The organism is Neoroseomonas lacus (assembly GCF_014644535.1).
Classification (GTDB): Bacteria; Pseudomonadota; Alphaproteobacteria; order Acetobacterales; family Acetobacteraceae; genus Neoroseomonas; species Neoroseomonas lacus.
The window spans coordinates 427,134-451,356 of record NZ_BMKW01000001.1 but is presented as its reverse complement, the minus strand read 5'-3'; the positions used below and the strand labels follow the sequence as shown (position 1 = coordinate 451,356).

Sequence of the window (24,223 nt, the reverse complement as noted above, 5' to 3'; positions counted from 1 at the left end):
ACCTGATCGGTTGGAGATGCTCGCCTAGACATGGAATTCGGCGAGCCGGAGCGAGCGGAAGCCGTTCTAGTAAAGCACCGGCTCCGGACGTTCGCCGGCCCGCAATGCCATCAGGCGTGGGGCTTGGAAGCGTTCGCCGAAGAAGTCGAACAGCGAGGTGGCGAGCGCATTGCGCGCTGTCTCGAAGGCAAGCTGCGCGTTCTGATCGTCCGGCTTGAGCAAGACGGCGGTTTCCGCCTCGCGCGTCGCGCGCACTTCCTCGTTGAGCCGCTTCGCCGATTCCCGCGGCAGCGCGCGCCCCGCGACATAGACCGCCTGCGACAAGCCGATCAGGTAGTTCAGCTGCTCCGGGATCTCGAAATGTTCGAGGTCGCCGGTGCCTTGCACCACCAGCGCGACGGCGGCGAAGAGGCTGAAGGCCAGCGCCTGCACCCGCGTCACATCGATCTCGCCGTCGCCAGCCAGCATGTCCTGCCACCGCGGCACGCGCGGGGAGGGGTCGATGATGCCGGTACCCAGCAGCCACAGCCGGTTCGGCGTATCGACCACCGGCCCTTCGATCACCCGTGCCAGCGTCGAGCCCGACAGGGTGATGCCGAGCAACGCCAACACCGTGTTCGAGACGTTCGGCAGGCTGCCGGTACGCGCCATGACATAGGCATAGACACCGGCGAGCACGAGCGTGAACATCAGCACCTGGAAGCGTGCCAGGGAACAGAAGCCGAAGGCGTCCTGCGCGATCACAGTCGGGCGCAGCGCGAAGGTCCAGGCGGCGACAGAGCGGCCTGAGGATGCTTCCATGGCGCGGCGCGCCACCTCGAATTGGCGGCGGTGCAGCAGCGCGGCGGTGAAGGCGAGTACCACATACAGCGCGAGAAAGCCGCCAATGCCGATCGCCGCCGACAGCTTCAGCGATGACACATACAGCGGCACGCGCCCGTATTCCCGCACCAGGTGGTTATTGTCGAGATTGGGGTTCGCGCCGACGCCGCGATCGACGCAGACGAGCAGCGCCACCTCCCAGCTCGATGGCAGCCAGCCGCCGCTGATGTCGGGGAATTCGACGGTGACGTTGGTGTCGGCCGCCGTTGGTGTCGGCGGCTGGACGCGACCGGCGATCAGGCTGCCGGCGGTGATCTCGGTGCGGGCGATATTGGACGGGTAAAGCACGGCCTCGAGCCAGGCGCGCGTCCAATCCGCTTCGCTGATCGTCTCCGGCCGGCTGAGGCGGAATTCGACGGTGGCGATCGCCTTGGCGGTCTGCCGGCTGGCCTTGACCACCAGGCGCGGCGCATTCGTGCGCAGGTAGCGGGCGACCTGTTCCTCATCCATGTAGGGCGTGGCCGCGTGCTGCTGGCCATTGTCGAGCAGCACGGTGCCTTCATTGGTGCCGCAGAAGATGAAGCTTCCGGCGCGGATCGGAGGCCGGTCCTGCGTCGCGGGCGGTGTCGTCGCCGTCAGTGGCGCTTGGGCCGGCGTCTGCGCGGTGGCGGCGGCACCCAGCAAGGCCACCATCGACAGGATTGCGAGCAAGCCGCGCATGTCGCGTGAACTCCCATCATTGAGACCGACGCTATCAGCCTGCTGCGCGGCATGTCCACAAAGCGCGAGACCGTGCGGACCGTCGCGCGTGCGGGTTGTGCGCCGGAACACCGCTGCCCGACCAGACCCCGCCGGCGGTCCGGCGCTTGCGGGGACACCCGTCGCCGACGCCAGCGGCGGATGCATCTGTCCGCAGGCCTCACCCGCTGGCGAAACCCTGCACCAGGCTCGCCGCGACCAGTCGCCAGCCATCCACTAGCACGAAGAAGATCAGCTTGAAGGGAAGCGCCACCACCGATGGCGGCAGCATCATCATGCCGAGCGACATCAGCACCGAGGCCACCACCATGTCGACGACGAGGAAAGGCAGGAACAGCAGGAAGCCGATCTCGAAGGCGCGGCGCAACTCGCTGATCATGAAGGCGGGCACCAGCGCGCGGTAGGGTGCGGCCCCGGCACTGGCCGGCTGCGGCAGGTTGGCGAGTTCGATGAAGTGGTTGAGATCATCCTCGCGCACATTGGCCGCCATGAAGCGACGGAAGGGTTCGGCCGCTGCCTCCAGCCCCGGCAATTCGGCGAGCCGCCCCTCGGTCATCGGCAGGATGCCCTGCGTCCAGGACGCTTCGAAGACCGGTTGCATGACGAAGAAGGTGAGGAACAGCGCAAGCCCCACCAGCACCGGATTGGGCGGGATGCCCTGTGCGCCGATCGCGCTCCGCAGCAGGGCCAGCACGATGACGATGCGCGCGAAGGCTGTCGCCATCACCAGCAGCGACGGCGCCAGCGACAGCATGCCGATCAGCGCGGTCAGCTGCACCAGCCGCGCGGTCGCGCCGGGCTGGCTGGTCTGGCCGAGGTCGATCGCCACCGATTGCGCCATCGCGGCGCCCGGCAGGACCAGCAGCAGCAGCAGCGCCAGCGGCAGCCAGCGTTTCATGCGCTGCCCTCGGGCAGCCAGCCGACTACCTGGTCCTGCGCGCCGCCGGTCAGCAGCAGGAGCGCCCGCCCGTCGCAGCGCACCAGCACCAGACGCCGACGCGCATCCAACGCCACCGTCTCCTCCACGCGCAGCCGGCCGCTGCCTTGCGGCGCCAGACCGGCCCGCCGCGCCAGCCGCCCGGCGAGCAGGATCAGCGCGACGACGCCGGCAAGCGCCGCGGCCGCTGTGATCCAGGTGGTGGGGTCCATGGTCATGCCGCGGCCTCCTGCCGGCGGTTCGGGGTGACGTCAGGGCGGCGCGAGCGCGCCGCGCAGCTGGTCGAGCCGCCGCAGCAGCCCTTCGAGCCTGGCGCGCACCGCCGGCACCGTGCTGCGCGGAGCGGCGAGGCAGGCCACGCAAATGCGCCCGACCTCATCCTCCAGCCCGGCGAGGTCGATGCGACGACGTTCGGTGGCGAGCGCATCGGCGACGGCGACCGTCGCTTCCATCGCCTCGATCGCGGCAAGCAGCACGGCCGCCTGTCGTGCCTCCGCGTCGGTGCTGATCACGATGCTGTCCATCGACGCATCCAACACCGGCTGTGGTTACCGCGAGGTTGTCGAGGCGCCGACATCCACGGCAGGCCAGCGCGGAAGGCCACGGTCGTTAACCGATCCTTCGTCACGTCCATGCGACCTGATGCGTCATGGACCCGACCCGCTCCGGCCCGATCGCCCTTGCCGAGACCCGCCTGCGCTGGCTCGATGCGCGCCAGCGCGTGCTGTCGCAGAACGTCGCCAACGCCGATACACCCGGCTACCGTCCTTCGGACCTGCAACCCTTCACCCAGGCGCTGGCTGGCGCGCAGGGCGCGATGGCGCGCACCGATCCGCGCCACCTGGCGCCGACGCGCGATGCCCGCATCCAGCGTGAGCGGCGCGTCGAACGCAGCATGGACGGCAATGGCGTCGCCCTCGACCGCGAGGCCATGCGCATCGCCGATACCGAGACGGCGCATGCCCTCGCGACCGGGCTGCACCGCCATTACATCGGCATGTTCCGCACGGCGCTCGGGCGTAATCAGTAAGGGACGATGGGCATGGACCTCGATCGCGCGCTGCGCATCTCCGCCGCCGGCATGCAGGCGCAATCGGCGCGCCTGCGCGTGGTGGCCGAAAACCTCGCCAACCGGGACAGCACGGGGCAGACACCCGGCGCGGACCCATATCGCCGCAAGACCATCACCTTCCGCAACCGCATGGACCGCGAACTCGGCACCAACATGGTGCAGGTCGGGCGCATCGGCACCGCCGTTGGGGATTTCCCGCAGCGCTACGACCCGTCGCATCCGGCTGCCGATGCACGCGGCTATGTCCGCATGCCGAATGTCGACAGCATGATGGAGACGATGGATATGCGCGAGGCGCAGCGTTCCTACGCCGCCAATCTGCAGGTGCTGGAAGTGACGCGCGGCATGTTGACCCGCACCATCGAGGCGCTGCGCTGATGGTGTCGCCACTCGCCGCCGCTGGCGTAGCTGCTGCCTACCGCAGTGCCGACGCGTTGCCGCAGGCCGCGACCGGCGGCGCGGGCTTCGGCGCCGCGCTCACCCGCGCGATGGAACAGGCCGTCGATGTCGGCCACCAGGCCGATGCAGCCTCCACCGCGGCGTTGAGCGGGCAGGGCAGCGTGACCGATGTGGTGCTCGCGGTCGGGCGGGCGGAACTGACGTTGCAGACGGCGGTGGCGGTGCGTGACCGCGTCGTCGCCGCCTATCAGGACGTGATGCGGATGCCGATCTGACGGGTCGCCACGCGCGGCCACCCCCTGGGAAAATCCCGGCCATGAATGAAACCGCCCTCGCCGCGCGCCAGGCGCTGTGGGTCACCTTGCAGATCGGCGGGCCGCTGCTGGTGCTGCTGCTCGCCATCGGGCTGGTGATCGCCGTGCTGCAGGCGCTGACGCAGGTGAACGAGGCGACGCTCGCCTTCCTGCCCAAGGTCGTGGTGCTGGGTGGCGCGTTGCTGGTGCTTGGGCCGTTCTTCGTCGGCGTGCTGCGCGGTTATGCCGGCGAACTGTTCCAGGCGATGGTGGATGTGGGCCTGCGCGGCTGATGGAAGCCGATGGCTTCCTCGCCGAACTGCCCGTGCTGGCCTTCCAGGCGGTGTTGCTCTTCGCCCGCCTCGGCGCCGCGGTGATGCTGCTGCCCGGCCTCGGCGAACAGGAAGTGCCGGCCACCATCCGGCTCGGCCTCGGCCTCGGCCTGGTGTTGTTGTTGATGCCGGCACTGGCCCCCGGCCTGCCGGCCGCGCCTGACGATGTCGGAACGGCGACGCGGCTGATCGTCATCGAGGTGGTGATCGGCCTGTGGCTCGGCGGGCTGGCGCGGCTGGTGACGATCGCGATGGCCATGGCGGGCCAGGCCGTCGCGCTCCTGCTTGGCCTGGCGCAGGCGCTGGTGCCGGACCCCGAACTCGGCGGGCAGGGCACCGCGACGGGGCGGCTGTTCTCGCTGGCGGCAGTGGTGGTGGTGCTCGGCACCGGACTGTACGCGCTGCCGCTGCGGGCGCTGACCGAATCATACGCCGTGCTGCCGGTGGGCGAGCCGTTCCCCGCCGGGGCAGGGGCGGAGGCGATGGCCGCGGCGGCGGCCGAGAGCTTCGCGCTCGCGCTGCGGCTGGCCGCGCCCTTCGTCCTGGCGGCGGTGGTCATCAACGTCGCGCTCGGCCTGCTGACGCGCATCGCGCCGCAGGTGCAGGTCTATTTCCTCGCCGTGCCGGGGCAGGTGCTGGCGGGCGTCGCGCTGCTCGCGCTGGTAATGCCCGCGCTGCTCGGCGCCTTCGAGGAAGCCGCGCGCGGGGCCTTCATGAACCTGCCCGGGCTGCGCTGAGCCATGGCCGGGGACGCCGAAGGCGGCGCGGAGTCCGACGACAAGACCGAAGCCGCATCGCCACGGCGGATCGAACGCGCGCGCGATGACGGCCAGGTCGCCCTGTCGCGGGAATTGGCGGGGCTGGGGGCGTTGTCGGGCGGCGTGCTTGGCATGGTGCTGGCGATGCCGCTCGGCGCGCAGATGGTGCGCGGGCTCGGGGGCGTGATGTCCCGCGCGCATGACATCCCGCCCATCGATGGCGCGATGGAGATGGCGCGGCTGGGCATGCTGGTCGTCCTGCCGATCGCCCTGCTGACCGCCATTGGCGCCCTGGCGGCGACCTTCCTGCAGACGCGCGGGCTGGTCTCGGCGAAGGGGCTGGCGCCGCAATTCTCGCGCCTCAACCCGGCGGCGGCGATCAAGCGCATCTTCGGCATGGATGGCGCCATCGAATTCCTGCGCACCCTCGCCAAGCTGGCGTTGGTCGGCGCGGCGCTGTGGCACGCGGTCGGCGACCCGGCGGAACTGCCGCGACTGCTGTTCCTGCCGCCGGCGCTGCTGCTGGAACGGCTGGGCCGGGCGGCGGGCGACCTGGTGGTGGCGGCGCTGATGGCCTTCGCCGCGATCGCCGCATTCGACTGGCTGATGGCGCGGCACCGGCACCTGCAACGCCTGCGCATGTCCCGCCAGGACCAGAAGGAGGAAGCGCGCGAGGCCGAGGGCGACCCGCACATCAAGGCGCGCCAGCGTCAGATCCGGCAGCAGCGGGCGCGCGGGCGAATGATGGCTGCGGTGCCGAAGGCGGCAGTGGTGATCACCAACCCGACCCATTTCGCCGTGGCGCTCGCCTATGACCAGGGTGGCGAATCGGCTCCGCGCATCGTCGCCAAGGGTGCCGACGAGGTCGCCGCCCGCATCCGCGCCGTGGCCGGGGAGGCCGGCGTGCCCATCGTCTCCAACCCGCCCTTGGCACGCGCACTGTTCCGGCTTGAACTGGAGACGGAGATCCCGCCGGAGCATTATCAGGCGGTGGCCGAGATCATCGCCTATGTCTGGCGGCTCGGCGGGCAGGGGCAGGCAGAGTGAGCGAATTGCGCGGGCGCGAGCCGGACGAGACGGCGTTCCGGAAATTGTTCGAGGCCGAGGACACGGTCGGGCTCGCCGTGCTGGACCCGCAGGGGCGCATCCTGTTCGCCAATGCGGCGCTGGGGCGGCTTTGCGGCGATGGGCCGGGACCCAAGCCGGGCATCGCCGCCGCTGCGCTGTTCACCTTGGAGACGGCCACCGCGGTGGCCGACATCGTTCGCGCCGCCCTTGCCGGCCCGCCGGCGCCGGCGGTGGTCCTCGCCAGGCTGGCCGATGCCGCCCTGCCGGCCGATGCGCAGGTTGAGGTCGCCTGCCGCCCGCTGCGTGGCGAAGCCGGCGCGCTGCTGCGCGTGGCAGATGTGACGGCCCGGCAGCGCATGCAGGCGCAGATGGAGGAAGGCGCGCGGCTGCAATCGGTCGGCCGGCTGGCCGGCGGCGTCGCGCATGACTTCAACAACCTGCTGGCGGCGATCTCCGGCGCGGCCGAGGCGGCGCTGTCGCGCGAGCCGGATGCGCCGACGGCCGAGGATCTGCGCCAGATCCTCGACAGCGCCTCGCGCGGGGCGCGCCTGGTGCGGCAACTGCTGGCCTTCGCCAGCCGTCAGGCGCTGGCGCCGCGCGTGCTGCCGTTGGCTGCGACGGTGGAGGCGATGGCGCCGCTGCTGCACCGGCTGCTCGGCGGCCGGCACCTGCTGACCCTCGACCTGCCGGCGCGGCCGGGGCCGCAGGTGCGGGTCGATGCGTCGCAACTCGACCAGGTGCTGTTGAACCTCACCGTGAATGCACGCGATGCGATGCCCGGCGGTGGCGGCATCCGGCTCGGGGTCGAGGCGGTCACCCTGGCCGAGGAGCGTGTCGAGCCCGGCGCCGTCGTGCCGCCCGGCGACTGGGTGGTGCTGACGGTGGCGGATCAGGGTCGCGGCATCGCGCCGGCCGACCTGCCGCGGATCTTCGAGCCCTTCTTCACAACGCGCCGTACCGAAGGCGGCACCGGGCTCGGCCTTTCCACGGTGCTGGGAATTCTGCGCCAGTCGGGTGGGCATGTGACGGTGGCCTCCCGACTGGGCGAGGGCACCGCGTTCCGGCTGTGGTTCCCCGCCGTGGTGGCGCCGGCGGCCGTGCCCGCGTCATCCCCGCCGGTGGCCAGGCGGGCGCCCGATGCACCCCGGCGCGTGCTGCTGGTGGATGACGAGCCGCCGCTGCGTCGGCTTGCCGCCCATGCGCTGAAGGCGGCCGGGCACGAGGTATGCGAGGCCGAGGATGCCGAGGTCGCGCTGGAAGCGGTGGCGGACGGCTTCGTGCCCGAGGTACTGGTCACCGACGTGACCATGCCCGGGGAGATGGACGGGCTCGCCCTGGCCGATGCGCTGCATGCTCGCCTGCCGGATCTGCTGGTGGTGCTGGTCTCGGGCTATGCCGAGCGCGCGGTGGGGGAGGGGCTGGCCGGCCGCGACTATGTCTTCCTGGAGAAGCCGTTCCGCATGAAGTCGCTGCTGGCGGCAATAGCTGGCGCTGGTTCTTAATTTGTTCTTGCGGTTCCGGCAGGCCGGGGGCATCTTTCGCTTGCGCCGAATCGCGCCGTCATGTGCCGGTGCAGACCGGCCCGACGGGTCGGACCGTCGGTTGGTCCGCAACGAATGGGCGATAGACCGAATGGAGAAATCGCCCTATGGTTGAGAAATCGTCGTCCGATCGGGGGAAGGGCATGGATAAGGGAAAGGCGCTTGACGCCGCGCTGAGTCAGATTGAACGGGCCTTCGGCAAGGGCTCGATCATGCGCCTCGGCGCCCGCCAGGCGCAGGATGGGGCCATTGATGTCGTCTCCACCGGCTCTCTCGGGCTCGACCTCGCCCTTGGCATCGGCGGACTGCCCAAGGGGCGCATCGTCGAGATCTACGGGCCTGAATCCTCGGGCAAGACCACGCTCGCGCTGCATGTCATCGCGGAAGCGCAGAAGAATGGCGGCACCTGCGCCTTCATCGACGCCGAGCACGCGCTCGACCCCGGCTATGCCCGCAAGCTCGGCGTCGATGTCGACAACCTGCTGATCAGCCAGCCCGATGCCGGCGAACAGGCGCTCGAGATCGCCGACACGCTGGTGCGTTCGGGGGCGATCGACGTGCTGGTGGTCGATTCCGTCGCCGCCCTGGTGCCGCGCGCCGAACTCGAAGGCGAGATGGGCGACACCCATGTCGGCCTGCATGCCCGGCTGATGTCCCAGGCGCTGCGCAAACTGACCGGCTCGGTCTCTAAATCCAACACGCTGCTGGTCTTCCTGAACCAGATCCGGCTCAAGATCGGCGTCATGTTCGGCAATCCGGAGACCACCACGGGCGGTAATGCGCTGAAGTTCTACGCCTCGGTCCGCATGGAGATCCGCCGCATCGGCGCCGTGAAGGATCGCGACGAGGTCACCGGCAACCACACCCGCGTCAAGGTGGTGAAGAACAAGATGGCCCCGCCGTTCCGTGAGGTCGAGTTCGACATCATGTATGGCGAAGGTATCTCCAAGGTCGGCGAGATGATCGATCTCGGCGTCAAGGCGGGCGTGGTCGAGAAGTCTGGCGCCTGGTTCTCCTGCGACAGCCAGCGCATCGGCCAGGGGCGCGAGAACGCCAAGCAGTTCCTGCGCGACCATCCCGAGATGGCCGCCTCCATCGAACAGCGCGTCCGCGGCCAGGCCGGCCTGCTGGCCGAGCAGATGCTGGTGGGCAACAGCACCGACGACGACGAGGCGCTGGCGGCCGAATAAGGCCCGGCGACCGCAGCTGAACGGGAAGGGCGCTGCCCGGCCGGGTGGCCGGCGGCGCCCTTCCCGCGTTTTGGCCGGCAAGCCAGGCGGCATAGCAACCATCGCCGCCGCGCCGTGTTCCTCTGAGGAAGGAGCACGCCGCCATGAACAAGCCCCGCCGCCCTCGTCTTCCCGCCATCGCGCCGGAACCGCCGCCCCCGCACAAGCCCGACCCGCGCTTCCGGCCCGATGAGCGCAAGGAAGGCGGACCCGATTACGGCAAGGAAAGCCACCAGCGGGAGAAGTCACGGCGCGACGGCGCCGACCCCGTCCCCGATGCCGACAAACGCCCGCCAGACTGACGCGCCCCTTCACGCCCGGCCGCCCGCGCGCTACCTGTCGCTCCCTTTGGGCCAACACCTTGCCGGGACGGGCTTTTCCCGGGTGACGCGACGGGCGGGACATGACCAGCAGCAACGACATCCGGGCGACCTTCCTCGACTACTTCCACCGCAACGGACACACCGTCGTGGAATCGAGCCCGCTGGTCCCGCGCAACGACCCGACGCTGATGTTCGCCAATTCGGGCATGGTGCAGTTCAAGAACGTCTTCACCGGCCAGGAAAAGCGCCCCTACACGCGTGCGACCTCGGCGCAGAAGTCGGTCCGCGCCGGCGGCAAGCACAACGACCTCGACAATGTCGGCTACACCGCGCGCCACCACACCTTCTTCGAGATGCTGGGGAACTTCTCCTTCGGCGATTACTTCAAGGAACAGGCGATCCCCTATGCCTGGGAATTGCTGACCCGTGACTTCGCCCTGCCCAAGGACAAGCTGCTCGTCACCGTCTATTCCGAGGATGAGGAAGCGGCCGCCATCTGGCGCAAGGTCGCCGGCCTGCCCGACAGCCGCATCATCCGCATTTCCACCTCCGACAATTTCTGGCGCATGGGCGACACCGGCCCCTGCGGCCCGTGCTCCGAAATCTTCTTCGACCATGGCGACAAGATCCCCGGCGGCCCGCCTGGCTCGCCGGATGAGGATGGCGACCGCTTCATCGAGATCTGGAACCTGGTGTTCATGCAGTTCCTCGAGGAGCCGGCCGGCACGCGCAACCCGCTGCCGCGCCCGTCCATCGACACCGGCATGGGCCTCGAACGCTTCGCCGCCATCCTGCAGGGCAAGCACGACAACTACGACACCGACACGCTGCGCGCCCTGATACTCGCCTCGGCCGAAGCCACCGGCCAGGAACCGGACGGCCCGTTCCGCTCGAGCCACCGCGTCGTCGCCGACCACCTGCGCGCTGGCGCTTTCCTGATCGCCGATGGCGTGCTGCCCTCCAATGAAGGCCGCGGCTACGTCCTGCGCCGCATCCTGCGCCGCGCCATGCGCCACGCCCACATGATGGGCTCGCGCGACCCGTTGATGCACCGCCTGCTGCCGGCGCTGTTGCGCCAGATGGGCGCGGCATACCCCGAACTGGTGCGCGCGGAATCGCTGATCAGCGAGACGCTCCGACTGGAGGAAACCCGCTTCCGCTCGCTGCTCGAACGAGGCCTGCACCTGCTGGCGGAGGAAACCGGCCGGCTCGGTGACAAGCAGACGCTTCCTGGCGATGTCGCGTTCCGGCTTTACGACACCTTCGGCTTCCCGCTCGACCTGACGCAGGACGCGCTGCGCGCCGAGGGCCGCCCGGTCGATGTCGAGGGCTTCAACGCCGCCATGACCGAACAGCGCAAGCGCGCCCGCGCCGCCTGGGCCGGCTCCGGCGAGGCGGCGACCGAAAGCGTGTGGTTCGACCTCAAGGAGAAGGTCGGGGCCAGCGAGTTCCTCGGCTACACCACTGAGACCGCCGAGGGCGAGATCATCGCCATCGTCGCCGACGGCAAGCCGGTGGATACCGCGCCGGTCGGCACCGAGGTCGCGGTGCTGCTGAACCAGACGCCCTTCTACGCCGAATCCGGCGGCCAGGTCGGCGACACCGGCATCATCCAGGCCGGCGATGCCTGCCGCATCGAAATCCGCGACACGCAGAAGAGGCTCGGCGCGCTCTATGTCCATATCGGCACGGTGGTGCATGGAGAGGCGAAGCTCGGCCTTGCCGTGCAGGCGGAGGTCGACCACGCACGACGTTCCGCCATCCGCGCCCACCATTCCGCGACGCACCTGCTGCATGAGGCGCTGCGCCGCCGCCTCGGCACGCATGTGGCGCAGAAGGGCTCGCTGAACGCGTCGGACCGGCTGCGTTTTGACGTCTCCCAACCCACGCCGATGACCGAGGAAGACCTGCGCTGGGTCGAGGCCGAGGTGAACAACCGCATTCGCGAGAATGCCGAGGTCATCACCCGGCTGATGACGCCCGAAGCGGCCGTCGAGGCGGGGGCGATGGCGCTGTTCGGCGAGAAGTACGGCGAGGAAGTCCGCGTCGTCGGCATGGCCCACGACCCTGCGGCAGTCGAGAAGCACGGCGTCTATTCGCTGGAACTGTGCGGTGGCACGCATGTGCGGCGCACCGGCGATATCGGCCTGTTCAAGATCGTCTCGGAAGGCGCCGTCGCCGCCGGCGTGCGCCGCGTCGAGGCGGTGACGGGTGAAGCCGCGCTCGCCCTCGTCGCCGGCATGGAGGAGAGCCTCACCGCCGCCGCCGCGGTGCTGAAGGCACAGCCTGGTGAATTGGCCGGCCGCATCAGCGCGCTCGTCGAGGAACGCCGCAAGCTGGAACATGCGGTGGCGGATCTGCGCAAGAAGCTCGCCACGGGCGGCGCCGGGGCGGAAGTCGAGCAGGTCGCCGGCCTGCGCGTCGCCCTGCGCGACCTCGGCGAGGTACCGGCGCGCGACTTGAAGGGCTTGGCCGAAGCCATCCTGAAGGGCGGCACGACGGATGTCGTCGCGCTGGTCTCTACCGCCGAGGGCAAGGCGTCGATCGTCGTCGCCATCGGCGAGGCGGCGAAGGGCAAGGCCGACGCCGTGGCGCTGGTGCGCGCCGCAAGCGCGGCGGTGGGCGGCAAGGGCGGTGGCGGAAGGCCAGAGATGGCGCAGGCCGGCGGGCCGGATGCCACCAAGTCGGCCGAGGCGCTGGCGGCGATAAAGGCGGCGATAGGCGGGTAGGGTTATCAGCGGCGCTCGCGACTGCCTCGTACAATCTCGGCGGCGAGCCGCCGGAGGGTCAGCGAGGTCTCGCCGCTCCAACGCGGCAGTTCGTCCGAAAGGCTGCGGTAGTGCGCAACTAGCAGCAGGAGGAAGGGCCAGTCGATCAGGCCGCCGAATGGCGGCGCCGGCTGGAATGGCAAGTGGCCGTCACCGATATCCTCGGGCTCGCGCAGCCGTGCCGCGAGGCCGGTGAGGCGCTGCTCGAAGGCGGTGCCGCGGGCATGCAGAAAGGCTGTCGCGCCGGCCTTCTGTGCGGGATCAGACCAGCCCTCGTCCACCGGCATCTCGGGTGGCCAGTCGGAGTAGGTCAAATGCAAGCCCATCGGCTCGAAGCGATTGCCGGGCATCCGGCGCAGGCCGAAGTGCGGCAGGACGGCCGCTTCCGCGCAGGCCCCCAAGGCGTGCCGCAGCTTGGCCGCGACGCTGTTGTCGCTCGGGGGCGGTGGCGTCTCCAGCAACAATTCGTGCCCGCGAATGTCGGGCGATGCCGCCAGTGTAGCCGCGAGGAGCAGTCCGGCAGCATTCTGCAACGCCGCGAAGTTGTTCGGCAGGCTGTTGCTGCTGAGTACGTCATCGAGCACCTTGAACCCTTCCGGCCTGACGAGGCTGACGCCCGCCGCCGCGGTGAGGCCGATAGTGAGCGCGACGGCAGTCGCAGGCGGCGCAGGCATCGTCCGCAGAACGTCCAGGGCGGCAGCCGCGGCCTTGAGGGCGTCGGGGACGTTCTGTGTCGCCAGAAACAACTCGACAGCCTGCAAGCGCGCCCAGGCGGTCGAAAGCTGCAACGATCGCTCGTCGGCGCCGCTAAGCCGCGCAAATGCTCCAGGCTTTATCTCGGCGAGCCATGCCGCCTGACGCGCCCAGCTTGGCGCGCAGCGAGCAAGGGTGTGCAGGAGTGCCATCAGGGCACCAAATCGCGCAGATTGGTGATGCGATGAGGCTCGACGAAATCGGGATTGGGGCGTTGCCAATCGATCGTCTCGCCCGCGTGGCGGGGCTGCGGGGCCGGTTCCTGCACCGGCATGCCCTGCGCGTCGATCTTCACCACCCGGCGGATCTGCCGCGGGGGCACCACCAGTTTCGCGGCGATCTCACCCTCAAAATGCCAGATGGAGAACTGCGCTGAAGCGTTGAGGTCCCGCACCTCCTCCCCGAAGCCGGGCAACTCGGGGACCGGCTTCGGCCCGACCAGCACCCAGCATTCGAAGATGTAGCCTTCGACCTGCCCGCCGCCGGTCGCGAAGTTTGCCGCCGTGGTCCAGGCGCCATGCGGCGTTGCGACGCCACTGCCGCCCCAGGTGACGACACCTGCCGTCAGTGAGAGATAGGGCGTGGTACGCTTTACCGCGCCGAAATTGTTGACGTGGTCGTCGAGCGCCGTGGGCGAAAGCGCGGCATGCGCGTCGGCGAATACATCTTCGCGCGAAAATCTGCCTGTGGCGGAGGTGGACGGATCCCATACCCAGGCGGAACGAATTCCCAGCGTATTCATCGTCGCCGTTGCCTCGGCATCGCCGAAGCGCGGTACCGACGCCGACGACCGCACGCCCCGCAGGCACCATTGCACCAACATGATGGCGGCACTCCCGCTTTCACGATGGACCGCCTTCAGGCTACCGTTCGCCAGCGCAACAGTTCAAGAGACACGGCCATGGCTGCCGACCCGCCCACTGCCGGTCAGATCGCCGTCCAGATCATGCAGGCCAGCGCCGGCATCATCTGGAGCCTGCTCGCGGCTGGCGCTTTCGTCACGCTGCTGCCGCAGATCCGTGGCCTGTTCGGCAAGGCCGACCAGTTCGAGGCCTTCGGCATCAAGGTCTCCCTCAAGGCCTTGGCGGCGGCGGGTGCCGAGAAACAGGTTGCGATCCCCCTGGCCGGGCCCGAGGGCAGCCCTCTGCGCGACAGGCTGGCGAAGGAAGGCAAGCGGTTGAACGGGGCCGAGATCCTGTGGGTCGATGACCGCCCCTCGGGGAACCACAACGAGGCGCAGGCACTGATGGCGCTCGGTGCGCATCTCACCTTCGCTGCCAGCACGGCAGAGGCGGAGGAATTGCTACGCGCCCGTCCCTGTCGTTTCGACCTGGTCCTCTCCGATTGGGCGCGGCCGGAAAGCCCCGCGGCCGGACCGGCGCTGCTCGCTATTCTGAGTGGCCTGGAGTCCGATACGCCCTTCATCTTCTATGTCGGGCAGCCGCGTGACCTGCCGCCAGGCGCCCAGGGGCTTGCAACTCGGCCCGACCAGCTGCTGGAGCTGATCCTCGACGCGCTGAAGGACCGCGGCTGAATCGTGGAGCAGGCCCGCCTCCGAGCCCGTGAGCTCGGCCTCACGCCAGGTATCTTCAACACCGGCACGCACAACGCCATCACCGATGTGGCCGGCGTCGCGGTCGGCCATGTCACGCTGATCGACGGCGAGGCGACCCGCACCGGCGTCACCGCCATCATCCCGCACGCCGGCAACCCCTTTACCGACCGTGTGCCGGCCGGCCTCGCCGTCATCAACGGCTACGGCAAGCTTGCCGGCGCGACGCAGCTTGCCGAACTCGGCGAACTCGAAACCCCGATCATCCTGACCAACACCCTCGCCGTCGGCCGCGCGGTGGAAGCGCTGGTGGATTGGACCCTCGCGCGCAATCCTGACGCCGTCTCGGTCAATGCCGTGGTGGGCGAGACCAATGACGGAAGGCTCAACGATATCCGCGCGCGTGGCGTGGGTGCCGAGCATGTCCTCGCCGCGCTCGACGCCGCGACGGATGGCCCGCTTGCCGAGGGCTGCGTCGGCGCCGGCACCGGGACCATGGCCTTCGGCTTCAAGGGCGGTATCGGCACATCCTCCCGTGTGCTGCCCGAAGGTCTTGGCGGCTGGACTATCGGCGCGCTGGTGCAGGCCAATTACGGCGGCGTGCTGACGATGGATGGCATCCCGGCCGGCCGTGAACTCGGCAAATGGTACCTGAAGGAACACACCGACCGCGGCGATGCCGATGGCTCGGTGATGGTGGTGATTGCCACCGATGCGCCGCTGTCGGACCGCAACCTCACTCGCCTGGCGACCCGTGCCATGGCCGGGCTGGCGCGCACCGGCGCGGCCTTCAGCGACGGGTCGGGCGACTACGCCATCGCCTTCTCCACCCATCCCGGCGTGCGGCGCGATGCCGAGCGACGTGCGCAACAGGCGGTCATCGCCGACTGGCCGAATGACCGCATGTCGCCGCTCTTCGTCGCCGCGGCCGAGGCGGTGGAGGAAGCCGTGCTCAACGCGCTGACCATGGCGACGACCACCATCGGCCGCGATGGCCGCACGGGTCGACGCGCCACCGGGCACGCCATCGACCTCGACGCGCTGCGCGCCATCCTCGCGAGGTATGGGCGATGAGGCGCTGGCTGCTCGCCGCTGCGCTGCTCGCGCTCGCGCTGCCGGTCGCCGAGGCTGCCCGTGCCACGCTGCGCGCCACCCGCCCCGGCGCGCCGCCCCTCACGCTGCAGGCCGTCTCCAACGCGGAATACTGGACCATTGCGGTGCTCGACGGTGGCGTCGAAAGCCAGCGCATCGAGGTACAGTCGGACCTGCCGGACAGCCTGCCGCGCCTTGCCGATACCAATGGCGATGGCGCGCTCGACCTCTGGGTGCCGGTGATCGGCGGCAATGCGAATACCGCCTGGGATGTGTGGCTCATGCAGCCTGGTCAGGCGCGGTTCCGCCGGGCAGGGGAGGTGAGCGGCCTGGCCTTTTCGCGCGACGCGGCGGGGCGGCTGGTGACGCTCGGGCGCAATGGCTGTTGCAGCGTGGACTACACCTTCCACGAGATCACCGCCGAGGGCACGCTGCGCGAGGCGTTCGCGATCGAACGCCGGTTCGATGAACTCGGCCGCAGCAGCTGCGAACCCTCGGCCATCGCCATCGAGCCACCGGCCGCAGCCGTGGCAGCGACCTGCCGGCTGGGGCGCGGGGGCATGCCGGGGGTGGTGTTGCGCGTGCCTTGAGAGAACGACCAGGCAGGGGCGCCGCCGCTATAAGCGTCGGCGGCGCGTCACATGCCCTCGGCGCCGCTGACCCTCACCTGATCTCCCGCGTCGCCAGCGCATCCCGCGCCGCCGAGCGGAATTCGCGCCGATGCAACTCCCGCAACACGAACAGGCTGGCGACGATCAGCGCCAGCGGATGGAGGATCCAGGCCAGGGCCGCCAGCCCGAAGTAGTACGACCGCAGCCCCGTGTTGAAATGTCGCGCGCCGCGATTGGCGAGCCGCGCCGCGGCACTGGCCTGCGACAGGGCCGTGACGTCGTTCGGCATGCCCATCACCAGGGTCGAGGTGTAGTTGAACTGCCGTAGTGCCCAGGTGAATTCGAAGAAGGTGTTCACGAAGATCACCAGCAGCAGGCCGATCTTCACTTCCCACATCATCTCATCCGGCACCGCGCTCCAGGGCAGGATGGCGACGACGCGCCGGGCCGGGTCCGGCGCGGCCAGCATCGCGATCAACCCGCCGAGCACCAGGATCGAGGTGGTGGCGAGGAAGGACGTCGAGGACATCAGGTTGCCGATCGCCGCGATGTCGGCGATGCGATTGTCCCGCCCGAGCGAAGCGCGCATCCAGCGCTCGCGATGGACGTCCATGGCGGCGATGACGCTTCGCGCGCGGATCGAGGGCACACGGTCGACGACCGAGGCGTAGCCGATCCAGGCGGCGGCGAAGATCGTGACGGCGATCCAGTCGAGTAGGGTGAGGGGCAGGTTCATCGGGCACCATGCGGGGCGGGGGAGGCGGGCGCGTTGGCGCAGTGGCACCCGCGCCGCGGCCATTCGCAAGTGATTCCCGTGCCGTGGTCGGCGCCCGTGCCGTCGGTCACGTGGCGTCAGGCACATGCCAGGGCGCCGCCGATGCGCGATGGGGCTGCCGTCGATGTTCTTGAACAACGCTGGGCCGCGGGCCAGCCCATCGGGCGACGGCGAGCGCACCGGAGTGATTCATGCGGCCGCCCACGTCATGGCCGAATCATCGTGAAGCCCGCCGCGGCGAACACGCAGGCGCGGGAGCGCCCCGTTATCCGCACGGCGGGTGGCCCTTCCGGTCGCGCCACCCCTTCTGGTCGGGGGTGGCGCGCGCCGCGTCAGGCCATCGCCTTCTTCAGGTTCTCGTCGATCTTGGCGAGGAAGGCCTGGGTGGTCAGCCAGGGCTGGTCCTTGCCGATCAGGATGGCGAGGTCCTTGGTCATCGAGCCGCTCTCGACCGTGTCGATGCAGACCTTCTCCAGCGTCTCGGCAAACGCCGTCACGTCCGGCGTGCCGTCGAACTTGCCGCGATAGGCCAGGCCACGCGTCCAGGCGAAGATCGAGGCGATCGGGTTCGTCGAGGTCTCGCGCCCCTTCTGGTGCTCGCGGTAGTGGCGCGTCACCGTTCCGTGCGCCGCCTCGGACTCGACCGTCTGCCCATCCGGGGAGAGCAGCACCGAGGTCATCAGGCCGAGCGAGCCGAAGCCCTGCGCCACGATGTCGGACTGCACGTCGCCATCGTAGTTCTTGCAGGCCCAGATGTAGCCGCCTTCCCACTTCAGGGCGGAGGCGACCATGTCGTCGATCAGGCGGTCCTCATAGGTCAGGCCGCGCTTCTCGTACTCGGCCTTGAACTCGTTGTCGTAGATGGTGCGGAAGATGTCCTTGAAGTTGCCGTCATAGGCCTTGAGGATCGTGTTCTTGTGGCTGAAGTACACCGAGTAGTTGCGCGCCAGCCCGTAGTTCAGCGACGCGCGGGCGAAGCCCTCGATCGAGGCATTCAGGTTGTGGATCATCATGGCCACGCCGCCGGCCTTGAAGTCGAACTGGCCGATTTCCTGCGGCGCGCCGCCCTCGGGCGTGTAGGTCATCTTCACCGTGCCGGCGCCCGGCACCTTCATCTCGACCGAGCGGTAGATGTCGCCATACGCATGGCGGCCGACGACGATCGGCTTCGACCAATGCGGCACCAGGCGGGGCACGTTCTGGCAGATGATCGGCTCGCGGAAGATGGTGCCGTCGAGGATGTTGCGGATGGTGCCGTTCGGGCTGCGCCACATCTTCTTCAGGCCGAATTCGGCGACGCGCGCCTCATCGGGGGTGATGGTCGCGCACTTCACGCCGACGCCGTACTGCTTGGTCGCGTTCGCCGCGTCCACTGTCACCTGGTCGTCGGTCTGGTCGCGATACTCGATGCCGAGGTCGTAATACTTCAGGTCGATGTCGAGATACGGGAGGATCAGCTTGTCCTTGATGAAACCCCAAATGATGCGGGTCATCTCGTCCCCGTCCATCTCGACGACGGGGGTCTTTACCTTGATCTTGGCCATGAGCTGTCCTCTGCGGAGCGTGCGGGTGCGGGTTCGCCCGCGCGGGGCGGCCGATGCGCGCGGAAATTGCACCGCCTCGGCGGGGGCGGCAAGCCCGCCCCCCCGTATCCACGCGCCGAAGTCCCTGCCGGACCGCCAGGACCGCCCCTCCTGACGGCCCGGCCGGGTGCACGGCCGGTGCCGAACACGAGAACGCGCCGGCTGGCGCATTCTCGAACGGCCACTCAGCCGAGGCTGGTCACGTCCATCCCCGCCGGATACCAGCCATAGCCCTCGCCTTGCTTGGCCACATGCCCAAGCCCCGGCCAGGGGAAGTGATAGGACAGCAGCATCGTCCGGTCGGTGGCAAAACGTTCTAGTTGCCGGGAGCGCGACTGCGCCGACTGCTTCGGGTCGGTGTCGAAGGCGAATTCCCACATCGGGTGGCGCAACAGCAGCACCTGATGATGCGCTAGGTCGCCCGTATAGACCATGGTGTTCGGCCCGGAACTGATGGCGTAGATGGTGTGACCGACCGTATGCCCCGGCGCCGAGATAGCGCTGACGCCGGCGGTCACTTCCTGCCCGTCGCGGACCATGATCATGCGGTCGCGATAGGCCGAGAGGTTCTTCTTCGCCCCGTCGATGAAGGGCACCATGAAGGCCGGCCCGCGCTTGTTCGCGTCATCGGTCCAATAGCGCAGATCCGCCTCGGTCACCGCCACCTGGGCGTTGGGGAAGTTGCGGTTGCCCTGGCCATCGACCAGCGCCCAGCAATGGTCGCAATGGGCGTGGGAGAGCACGACCAGGTCGATCTGCGCCGGGTCGATGCCCGCCGCGCGCATGTTGGCGAGCATCCGCCCAGTGGTCGGGCCGAACATCTTGCTGGCCTCGCCCATGCTGTCGCCCATACCGGTGTCGAACAGGATGAGTTGCCGCCCGGTATTCAGGATCAGCGCATTCTGTTCGAGCGTCGCCGAGGCGGGGTCGAGGAATTCCGAGCGCAGCAGCGTGGCGATCTGCCCCGGCTGGGCGCCGGTGAAGCTGTCATCCGGCTTGCCCAGGGGCAGCGAGCCGTCGGAGACAATCGTCGCCTCATAGTCGCCGAAGCGGAAGCGGTACCAAGCGGGCGCGCCCCGGCCGACGAAGGGCGCGGCGGCCTCGGCGCGGAACAGCGGCAGCGCCGCGGCCGCGAATCCGGCGCCCATCAGGGCGCGGCGGCGAAGATTCATGGTTTTTCCTCCTGAAGCGCATCGCCATGCTTGGTGGGCGACGTCGCGCCGGCAGGCTATCGTCCCTGCCGCGCGAAATGCCAGCGTGGCGTGTGCCGTCGCTGATCATCCTCGCGTGAATGAGAAGGAGGACGGCATGTTGCTGCGGATTGCGGGATTGGGCCTCGCCGGCATGGTGGTGATGACCGCCACGGCCGCCGCCGCGGGCGCCCTGGTGGCCGGCACCGCGGTCGCCGCCTGTGCCATGCGGCGCCGCGCCAAGGCCAAGGCCGCCTGGCCGGCGGAAAGCCCGGCCGACCCACCCGGCCCGGCGCCCGAACCCGCCACGGACCCCTGACTCCCCGCTGCCAGCGCCAGCCGCTAAGACAGGCGGCGCGGAACGGGAGGATGCCATGCAGGTCTTGATCGCGGGTGGCGGGGTTGGCGGGCTGACGCTCGCCCTGTCGCTGCACGAGCGCGGCATCCCCTGCACCGTGTTCGAGGCCGCCGAGCAGGTCCGCCCGCTCGGCGTCGGCATCAACACCCTGCCGCATGCGATCCGCGAACTCACCGCGCTGGGGCTGTTGCCGGCGCTCGACGCGGTGGCCGTGCGCACGCGCGAGCTGCGCTACCTGAACCGCTTCGGCCAGGAGATCTGGGTCGAACCGCGCGGCACCTGGGCAGGCCATGACGTGCCGCAATTCTCCATCCATCGCGGCCATCTGCATGAGGTGCTGTGGAACGCGGCGCACGAACGGCTTGGTCCCGCGGCGTTGGTCACCGGCGCAAGGCTGGCGGCGGTCGAGCAGGACGCCACCGGCGTCACCGCCCGCTTCGCTGATGGCCGCAGCGCGCGCGGCGACGTGCTGGTGGGGGCCGACGGCATCCATTCCGTGCTGCGCGCCGCGCTCCACCCCGATGATGGTGGCATCCGCTGGAACGGCATCCAGATGTGGCGCGGTGCGATCGACTGGCCGGCATTCGAGGGCGGCGACACCATGATCGTCGCCGGCGACATGGCGGAGAAGCTGGTGCTCTACCCCATCGCCGCCGGCGCCACGCCCGGCACGCGCCTGACCAACTGGGTGGTCTGCGCGCAGATCGGCGATGCCACCCGCCCGCCGCCCCGGCGCGAGGACTGGTCGCGCCCCGGCAGCCTGGCCGAGGTGCTGCCCCATGTGGCGCGCTTTCGCATCCCCTTCCTCGATGTCGAGGCGCTGGTGCGCGCCACGCCGACCTTCTGGGAATACCCGATGTGCGATCGTGACCCGCTGCCCTTCTGGACCCAGGGGCGCGTTACGCTGCTCGGGGATGCGGCGCATCCGATGTATCCGGTGGGCTCGAACGGCGCGTCGCAGGCGGTGCTCGATGCGCGCTGCCTCGCTGCGCTGCTCGCCGGGGGCGACCCGGTCTCGGCACTCGCCGCCTATGAGGCCGAGCGCCTGCCCAAGACCGCCGAGATCGTCCGTAGCAATCGCCGCGGCGGCCCGGAACGCGTGGTGGATGTCGTCTCCGAACGCGCCCCGGAGGGCTTCGCGCGCATCGAGGACGTGATCGCCCGTGACGAGCTCGCCGCCATCGCCGGCGGCTATGCGCGCATGGCGGGATTCGCCGCGCCGCGCTGAGGCCCCGTTTCGCTCCCGGCCGCACCATCGCGGCGGCCGATTGCGGCATCTCTCCAGCCCACGAGCTGGAGAAAGACGATGACCACACACACCGACCTCATGACGGCATCGCCGCCCGTGCGGCGGGCGCGGCGCCCCTGGGCCTGGCTGCTGGCCTGGCTCGGCGCGGCCATGGACCGCCGTGAGCAGCGGCTGCGGCTTGCGACCCTCGACCCGCATCTGTTGCGCGACATCGGCCTGACCCGGGCCGAGGCGCAGGCCGAAGCGGAGCACCCCTGCTGGCGGGCCTGACCCGCCACATTGGCAGTCTCCCGCCGCGCAGGCAGGATGCGCCGCTTCGGAGGAAATCGCATGGCAGGACGAATTGATGTGCGACGCTCGCATGGCGGGCAGGTCGCGACGGTGACGGTGGACCACGACGCCAAGCTGAACACGCTGAACCCGGCGCTGATGGAGGCGTTCATCGCCAGCTTCGCCAGCCTCGCCGAGGACGCTTCCCTGCGCGCCGTGGTGCTGACCGGCGCCGGCCCGCGTGCCTTCATCGGTGGTGCCGACATCTCCGTGATGGCCGCCGTGAAGGATTCCGCCGGCGGCGAAGCCTTCATCCGCCTGGTCCACGGCTGTTGCCGCGCCGTGCGCGACTGCCCCGTGCCGGTGCTTGCCCGCATCAATGGTTGGTGCCTCGGCGCCGGGCTCGAGATCGCCGCCGCCTGCGACCTGCGCCTCGCCGCCGAGGCCGCGAAGTTCGGCATGCCGGAGGTGCGCGTTGGCATCCCCTCGGTGGTCGAGGCCGCCCTGCTGCCCGGCCTGATCGGCTGGGGCCGCACCCGTCGCCTGCTGCTGCTCGCCGAGACGATCGGCGCGGCCGAGGCACGTGACTGGGGCTTGGTAGAGCGCGTCGTGGCGGGCGATGGTCTGGACGCCGCGGTCGAGGCCTGGGTCGAGTTGCTGTTGGAAGCCGGGCCGCAGGCGATCCGCGCACAGAAGGCGCTGATCCGGCAATGGGAGGATTTGACGGTCAGCCAGGCAATCGAGGCCGGGATCCACGCTTTCGCGGCGTCCTGGCGGACGGATGAGCCGGTGCGGATGCTGGGCGGGTTCATGGCGCGGAAGAAGGGCGGCTGAAGGCAAGACGGGGAGGGCGCTGCCCTCCCCGAACCCCACCCGCCAAAGGCCTAAGGGCCTCTGGACACCAGTATTTTGCACCGGGACCCGGCTGAGGAGGAGGCGACATGCCCACTCGGTCCCGCACCAAGAGGCGGCTTCCCAAATGACACGGTCATTTGGTGGGGGAGGTTGAGGGGGCGACGCCCTCTCAACCTGCCTTCCCCACCAGGGCCGCCAGCCGCGCGCAACACCGCTCGAACGCCTGCAAGTCATGCCAGCGCCGACCCGCCGCCGCCTCGGTGCGCTCGAACGCCCCGCCTGCCGCCGCGATGCCGCCATCGATCATCAGATTATCCGCCAACCCGAAATCCTCGAGCCCCATAGCCTCGGCGTCTTCCCACCCACCATCCTCGCGTGGCCGTGCCTCGGCGCCGAGGAAATCCCGGCTGCGGTCGAGGAAGGCCGCCGCGGCATTGCTGTAGCCCATCACCGGCCGCCCCAGCGCCCGCATGAAGCCGAGTTCGAACACCGTACCCGCATCGGCCGATGGCCCGCGAAACGGCGTGAGGTTCGCGATCAGCCCACCGCAGGAGCGGATATGCGCCTCATTGCCGAGATAGATGCGCATCCAATAAGGCCGTTCCGCCGGCGGCGCCTGGGGCGGCGTGTCGAAGGGGAACACCCCCTCCAGCCCATGCGCGGCGCAGATGCGCTTCTTCGCCGCGGCGATCTCGAGCGCATCGGGAAGGAAGACTTCGGGGCCGGCGAGATAGACACGCATCACCGCCGATCCTGCCTTGCCCGGCCACGCCGCGCCATGCGGAATGCGCGCCATGGACCTCGAAGCTGAATACAACAACCGTGCGCGCGTCGCGGATAGCGGCGCGATCATCGGCCAATGGGCGCAAGACGCGGCCGCCTTTCGCGCCGCCTGGGCGGCAACCACGCTCGACATCCCCTATGGCGAGGGCGTGCGCGAGCGATTCGACCTGTTCGAGGCGGCCACGCCCGGTCCGGTCGCCGTCTTCATCCATGGCGGCTATTGGCAGGCGCTCGACAAATCCTTCGCCAGCCATTGGGCGCGTGGCCTGCTCGGCCATGGCGTGACGGTGGCAGTGCCGTCCTATGATTTGTGCCCCGCCGTGCCGCTCCGGCGCATCGTCCAGCAGATGCAGGCGGCCTGTGCCGCCCTGCACCGGCGGACCGGGCGGCGGTTGCTGGTCGCCGGCCATTCGGCGGGGGGGCAATTGGCGGCGATGCTGATGGCGACGGACTGGAAGGCCATCGACCCATCCCTGCCGGCGGATCTGGCCGGCGCGGTGCTGCCGGTATCCGGCGTCTTCGAACTCGAACCCGTTCTGCCCACCAGCCTCGGCGCCGCCCTGCGTCTCACCGCCGAGGAAGCCCGCGCCCTCTCTCCTCGCTGGCTGCCCCCCGCACCGGGCGCGCTGCACGCCGTGGTCGGCGGCGTGGAGAGCAATGAATTCCTCCGTCAGACCCGCGACTTCGCCGCCGCCTGGTCCGGCAGCCAGGAGGTCCTGCCCGGCGCCAACCACTTTACCGTGCTCGACCCCTTCACCGATCCGGCACATCCCCTGGTTGCAAGGGCGGCGGCGATGGCGGGCCGACTTGCGCCCGACTGACGGATCGCGCTTAAGAGAAGCTGGAATCCA

The 24,223-nt window shown here is 69.6% G+C and carries 28 protein-coding genes; 18 read left to right on the top strand and 10 right to left on the bottom strand.

What is annotated here, in order from left to right; all coding sequences use genetic code 11:
• Window positions 1-66 precede the first annotated feature (66 nt).
• From IEY36_RS02205 to IEY36_RS02190, 4 genes are all read right to left on the bottom strand, one after another.
• The gene (locus IEY36_RS02205; protein ID WP_188965266.1) at window positions 67-1,542 is read right to left on the bottom strand and encodes a hypothetical protein; all 1,476 of its coding nucleotides are present in this window, start codon (window positions 1,540-1,542) and stop codon (window positions 67-69) included.
• A 199-nt stretch (window positions 1,543-1,741) separates the two neighbouring features.
• Window positions 1,742-2,479 carry a flagellar type III secretion system pore protein FliP gene (gene fliP, locus IEY36_RS02200; protein WP_188965265.1) on the bottom strand — a complete coding sequence of 246 codons (738 nt, stop codon included), beginning with the start codon at window positions 2,477-2,479 and terminating at the stop codon, window positions 1,742-1,744.
• Window positions 2,476-2,736 carry a flagellar biosynthetic protein FliO gene (locus IEY36_RS02195; RefSeq protein ID WP_188965264.1) on the bottom strand — a complete coding sequence of 87 codons (261 nt, stop codon included), beginning with the start codon at window positions 2,734-2,736 and terminating at the stop codon, window positions 2,476-2,478. The genes fliP and IEY36_RS02195 overlap by 4 nt, the downstream gene beginning before the upstream one ends.
• Window positions 2,737-2,769: 33 nt before the next feature.
• Complete coding sequence (locus IEY36_RS02190) at window positions 2,770-3,042, bottom strand: hypothetical protein (protein WP_188965263.1); 273 nt, start codon at window positions 3,040-3,042, stop codon at window positions 2,770-2,772.
• A gap of 125 nt (window positions 3,043-3,167) precedes the next feature.
• Here IEY36_RS02190 and flgB point away from each other — a divergent pair, with 125 nt between their 5' ends.
• From flgB to alaS, 10 genes are all read left to right on the top strand, one after another.
• Window positions 3,168-3,548, top strand: a complete 381-nt coding sequence (gene flgB / locus IEY36_RS02185; protein WP_188965262.1) for a flagellar basal body rod protein FlgB — start codon at window positions 3,168-3,170, stop codon at window positions 3,546-3,548.
• A gap of 12 nt (window positions 3,549-3,560) precedes the next feature.
• On the top strand, window positions 3,561-3,968 hold the full coding sequence (flgC, locus tag IEY36_RS02180; protein ID WP_188965261.1) for a flagellar basal body rod protein FlgC: 408 nt from the start codon (window positions 3,561-3,563) through the stop codon (window positions 3,966-3,968).
• Window positions 3,968-4,264 (top strand): flagellar hook-basal body complex protein FliE, encoded by a 297-nt coding sequence (locus IEY36_RS02175; RefSeq protein ID WP_188965260.1) that lies wholly within the window; start codon window positions 3,968-3,970, stop codon window positions 4,262-4,264. Before flgC ends, IEY36_RS02175 begins: the two co-directional genes overlap by 1 nt.
• Before the next feature lie 41 nt (window positions 4,265-4,305).
• Complete coding sequence (locus IEY36_RS02170) at window positions 4,306-4,575, top strand: flagellar biosynthetic protein FliQ (protein ID WP_188965259.1); 270 nt, start codon at window positions 4,306-4,308, stop codon at window positions 4,573-4,575.
• Window positions 4,575-5,351 carry a flagellar biosynthetic protein FliR gene (locus IEY36_RS02165; protein ID WP_188965258.1) on the top strand — a complete coding sequence of 259 codons (777 nt, stop codon included), beginning with the start codon at window positions 4,575-4,577 and terminating at the stop codon, window positions 5,349-5,351. The genes IEY36_RS02170 and IEY36_RS02165 overlap by 1 nt, the downstream gene beginning before the upstream one ends.
• Before the next feature lie 3 nt (window positions 5,352-5,354).
• Window positions 5,355-6,419 carry an EscU/YscU/HrcU family type III secretion system export apparatus switch protein gene (locus IEY36_RS02160; RefSeq protein WP_188965257.1) on the top strand — a complete coding sequence of 355 codons (1,065 nt, stop codon included), beginning with the start codon at window positions 5,355-5,357 and terminating at the stop codon, window positions 6,417-6,419.
• Window positions 6,416-7,942 (top strand): ATP-binding protein, encoded by a 1,527-nt coding sequence (locus IEY36_RS02155; RefSeq protein WP_188965256.1) that lies wholly within the window; start codon window positions 6,416-6,418, stop codon window positions 7,940-7,942. The genes IEY36_RS02160 and IEY36_RS02155 overlap by 4 nt, the downstream gene beginning before the upstream one ends.
• Before the next feature lie 182 nt (window positions 7,943-8,124).
• Window positions 8,125-9,171, top strand: coding sequence for a recombinase RecA (gene recA / locus IEY36_RS02150; protein WP_188965255.1), 1,047 nt, complete (start codon window positions 8,125-8,127; stop codon window positions 9,169-9,171).
• Between the two features lie 143 nt (window positions 9,172-9,314).
• Window positions 9,315-9,512 carry a hypothetical protein gene (locus IEY36_RS02145; protein WP_188965254.1) on the top strand — a complete coding sequence of 66 codons (198 nt, stop codon included), beginning with the start codon at window positions 9,315-9,317 and terminating at the stop codon, window positions 9,510-9,512.
• 101 nt (window positions 9,513-9,613) lie between these two features.
• Complete coding sequence (alaS, locus tag IEY36_RS02140; RefSeq protein ID WP_188965253.1) at window positions 9,614-12,262, top strand: alanine--tRNA ligase; 2,649 nt, start codon at window positions 9,614-9,616, stop codon at window positions 12,260-12,262.
• Window positions 12,263-12,267: 5 nt separating this feature from the next.
• Here the strand turns inward: alaS and IEY36_RS02135 are convergent, their stop codons facing one another.
• Together IEY36_RS02135 and IEY36_RS02130 are read right to left on the bottom strand one after the other, a co-directional pair.
• Window positions 12,268-13,206: a hypothetical protein gene (locus IEY36_RS02135; RefSeq protein ID WP_188965252.1), complete on the bottom strand. Its 939-nt coding sequence runs from the start codon at window positions 13,204-13,206 to the stop codon at window positions 12,268-12,270.
• Window positions 13,206-13,877 carry a hypothetical protein gene (locus tag IEY36_RS02130; RefSeq protein ID WP_188965251.1) on the bottom strand — a complete coding sequence of 224 codons (672 nt, stop codon included), beginning with the start codon at window positions 13,875-13,877 and terminating at the stop codon, window positions 13,206-13,208. The genes IEY36_RS02135 and IEY36_RS02130 overlap by 1 nt, the downstream gene beginning before the upstream one ends.
• Window positions 13,878-13,955: 78 nt before the next feature.
• Here IEY36_RS02130 and IEY36_RS02125 point away from each other — a divergent pair, with 78 nt between their 5' ends.
• Genes IEY36_RS02125 through IEY36_RS02115 form a run of 3 tightly spaced genes read left to right on the top strand, consistent with a single transcriptional unit; the run spans window position 13,956 to window position 16,288 of the window.
• On the top strand, window positions 13,956-14,588 hold the full coding sequence (locus tag IEY36_RS02125) for a DNA-binding transcriptional response regulator (RefSeq protein WP_188965250.1): 633 nt from the start codon (window positions 13,956-13,958) through the stop codon (window positions 14,586-14,588).
• A gap of 3 nt (window positions 14,589-14,591) precedes the next feature.
• Entirely contained in the window at window positions 14,592-15,680 is a 1,089-nt protein-coding gene (locus IEY36_RS02120; protein WP_188965249.1) for a DmpA family aminopeptidase, read from the top strand.
• Window positions 15,677-16,288 carry a hypothetical protein gene (locus IEY36_RS02115; protein WP_188965248.1) on the top strand — a complete coding sequence of 204 codons (612 nt, stop codon included), beginning with the start codon at window positions 15,677-15,679 and terminating at the stop codon, window positions 16,286-16,288. The genes IEY36_RS02120 and IEY36_RS02115 overlap by 4 nt, the downstream gene beginning before the upstream one ends.
• 73 nt (window positions 16,289-16,361) lie before the next feature.
• Here IEY36_RS02115 and IEY36_RS02110 read toward each other — a convergent pair whose 3' ends face one another.
• The 3 genes from IEY36_RS02110 to IEY36_RS02100 all read right to left on the bottom strand — a co-directional run bounded on the left by IEY36_RS02110 (window position 16,362) and on the right by IEY36_RS02100 (window position 19,839).
• A complete protein-coding gene (locus IEY36_RS02110; protein WP_188965247.1) occupies window positions 16,362-17,045 on the bottom strand; it encodes a DUF599 domain-containing protein in 684 nt (227 codons plus the stop codon).
• 371 nt (window positions 17,046-17,416) lie between these two features.
• Window positions 17,417-18,628, bottom strand: a complete 1,212-nt coding sequence (locus IEY36_RS02105) for an NADP-dependent isocitrate dehydrogenase (RefSeq protein ID WP_188965246.1) — start codon at window positions 18,626-18,628, stop codon at window positions 17,417-17,419.
• Between the two features lie 224 nt (window positions 18,629-18,852).
• Window positions 18,853-19,839, bottom strand: coding sequence for an MBL fold metallo-hydrolase (locus IEY36_RS02100; RefSeq protein ID WP_188965245.1), 987 nt, complete (start codon window positions 19,837-19,839; stop codon window positions 18,853-18,855).
• 136 nt (window positions 19,840-19,975) lie between these two features.
• Here IEY36_RS02100 and IEY36_RS02095 point away from each other — a divergent pair, with 136 nt between their 5' ends.
• The 4 genes from IEY36_RS02095 to IEY36_RS02080 all read left to right on the top strand — a co-directional run bounded on the left by IEY36_RS02095 (window position 19,976) and on the right by IEY36_RS02080 (window position 22,568).
• Window positions 19,976-20,176 (top strand): hypothetical protein, encoded by a 201-nt coding sequence (locus tag IEY36_RS02095; RefSeq protein WP_188965244.1) that lies wholly within the window; start codon window positions 19,976-19,978, stop codon window positions 20,174-20,176.
• A 55-nt stretch (window positions 20,177-20,231) separates the two neighbouring features.
• Complete coding sequence (locus tag IEY36_RS02090; protein WP_188965243.1) at window positions 20,232-21,443, top strand: flavin-dependent oxidoreductase; 1,212 nt, start codon at window positions 20,232-20,234, stop codon at window positions 21,441-21,443.
• Window positions 21,444-21,521: 78 nt separating this feature from the next.
• Window positions 21,522-21,734, top strand: a complete 213-nt coding sequence (locus IEY36_RS02085; protein ID WP_188965242.1) for a DUF1127 domain-containing protein — start codon at window positions 21,522-21,524, stop codon at window positions 21,732-21,734.
• Between the two features lie 60 nt (window positions 21,735-21,794).
• Window positions 21,795-22,568 (top strand): enoyl-CoA hydratase, encoded by a 774-nt coding sequence (locus IEY36_RS02080; protein ID WP_188965241.1) that lies wholly within the window; start codon window positions 21,795-21,797, stop codon window positions 22,566-22,568.
• Window positions 22,569-22,758: 190 nt separating this feature from the next.
• Here IEY36_RS02080 and IEY36_RS02075 read toward each other — a convergent pair whose 3' ends face one another.
• Window positions 22,759-23,331: a nucleoside 2-deoxyribosyltransferase gene (locus IEY36_RS02075; RefSeq protein WP_188965240.1), complete on the bottom strand. Its 573-nt coding sequence runs from the start codon at window positions 23,329-23,331 to the stop codon at window positions 22,759-22,761.
• A gap of 52 nt (window positions 23,332-23,383) precedes the next feature.
• Between IEY36_RS02075 and IEY36_RS02070 the strand changes: the two genes are divergently transcribed.
• On the top strand, window positions 23,384-24,193 hold the full coding sequence (locus IEY36_RS02070; RefSeq protein ID WP_229681031.1) for an alpha/beta hydrolase: 810 nt from the start codon (window positions 23,384-23,386) through the stop codon (window positions 24,191-24,193).
• Window positions 24,194-24,223 lie beyond the last annotated feature (30 nt).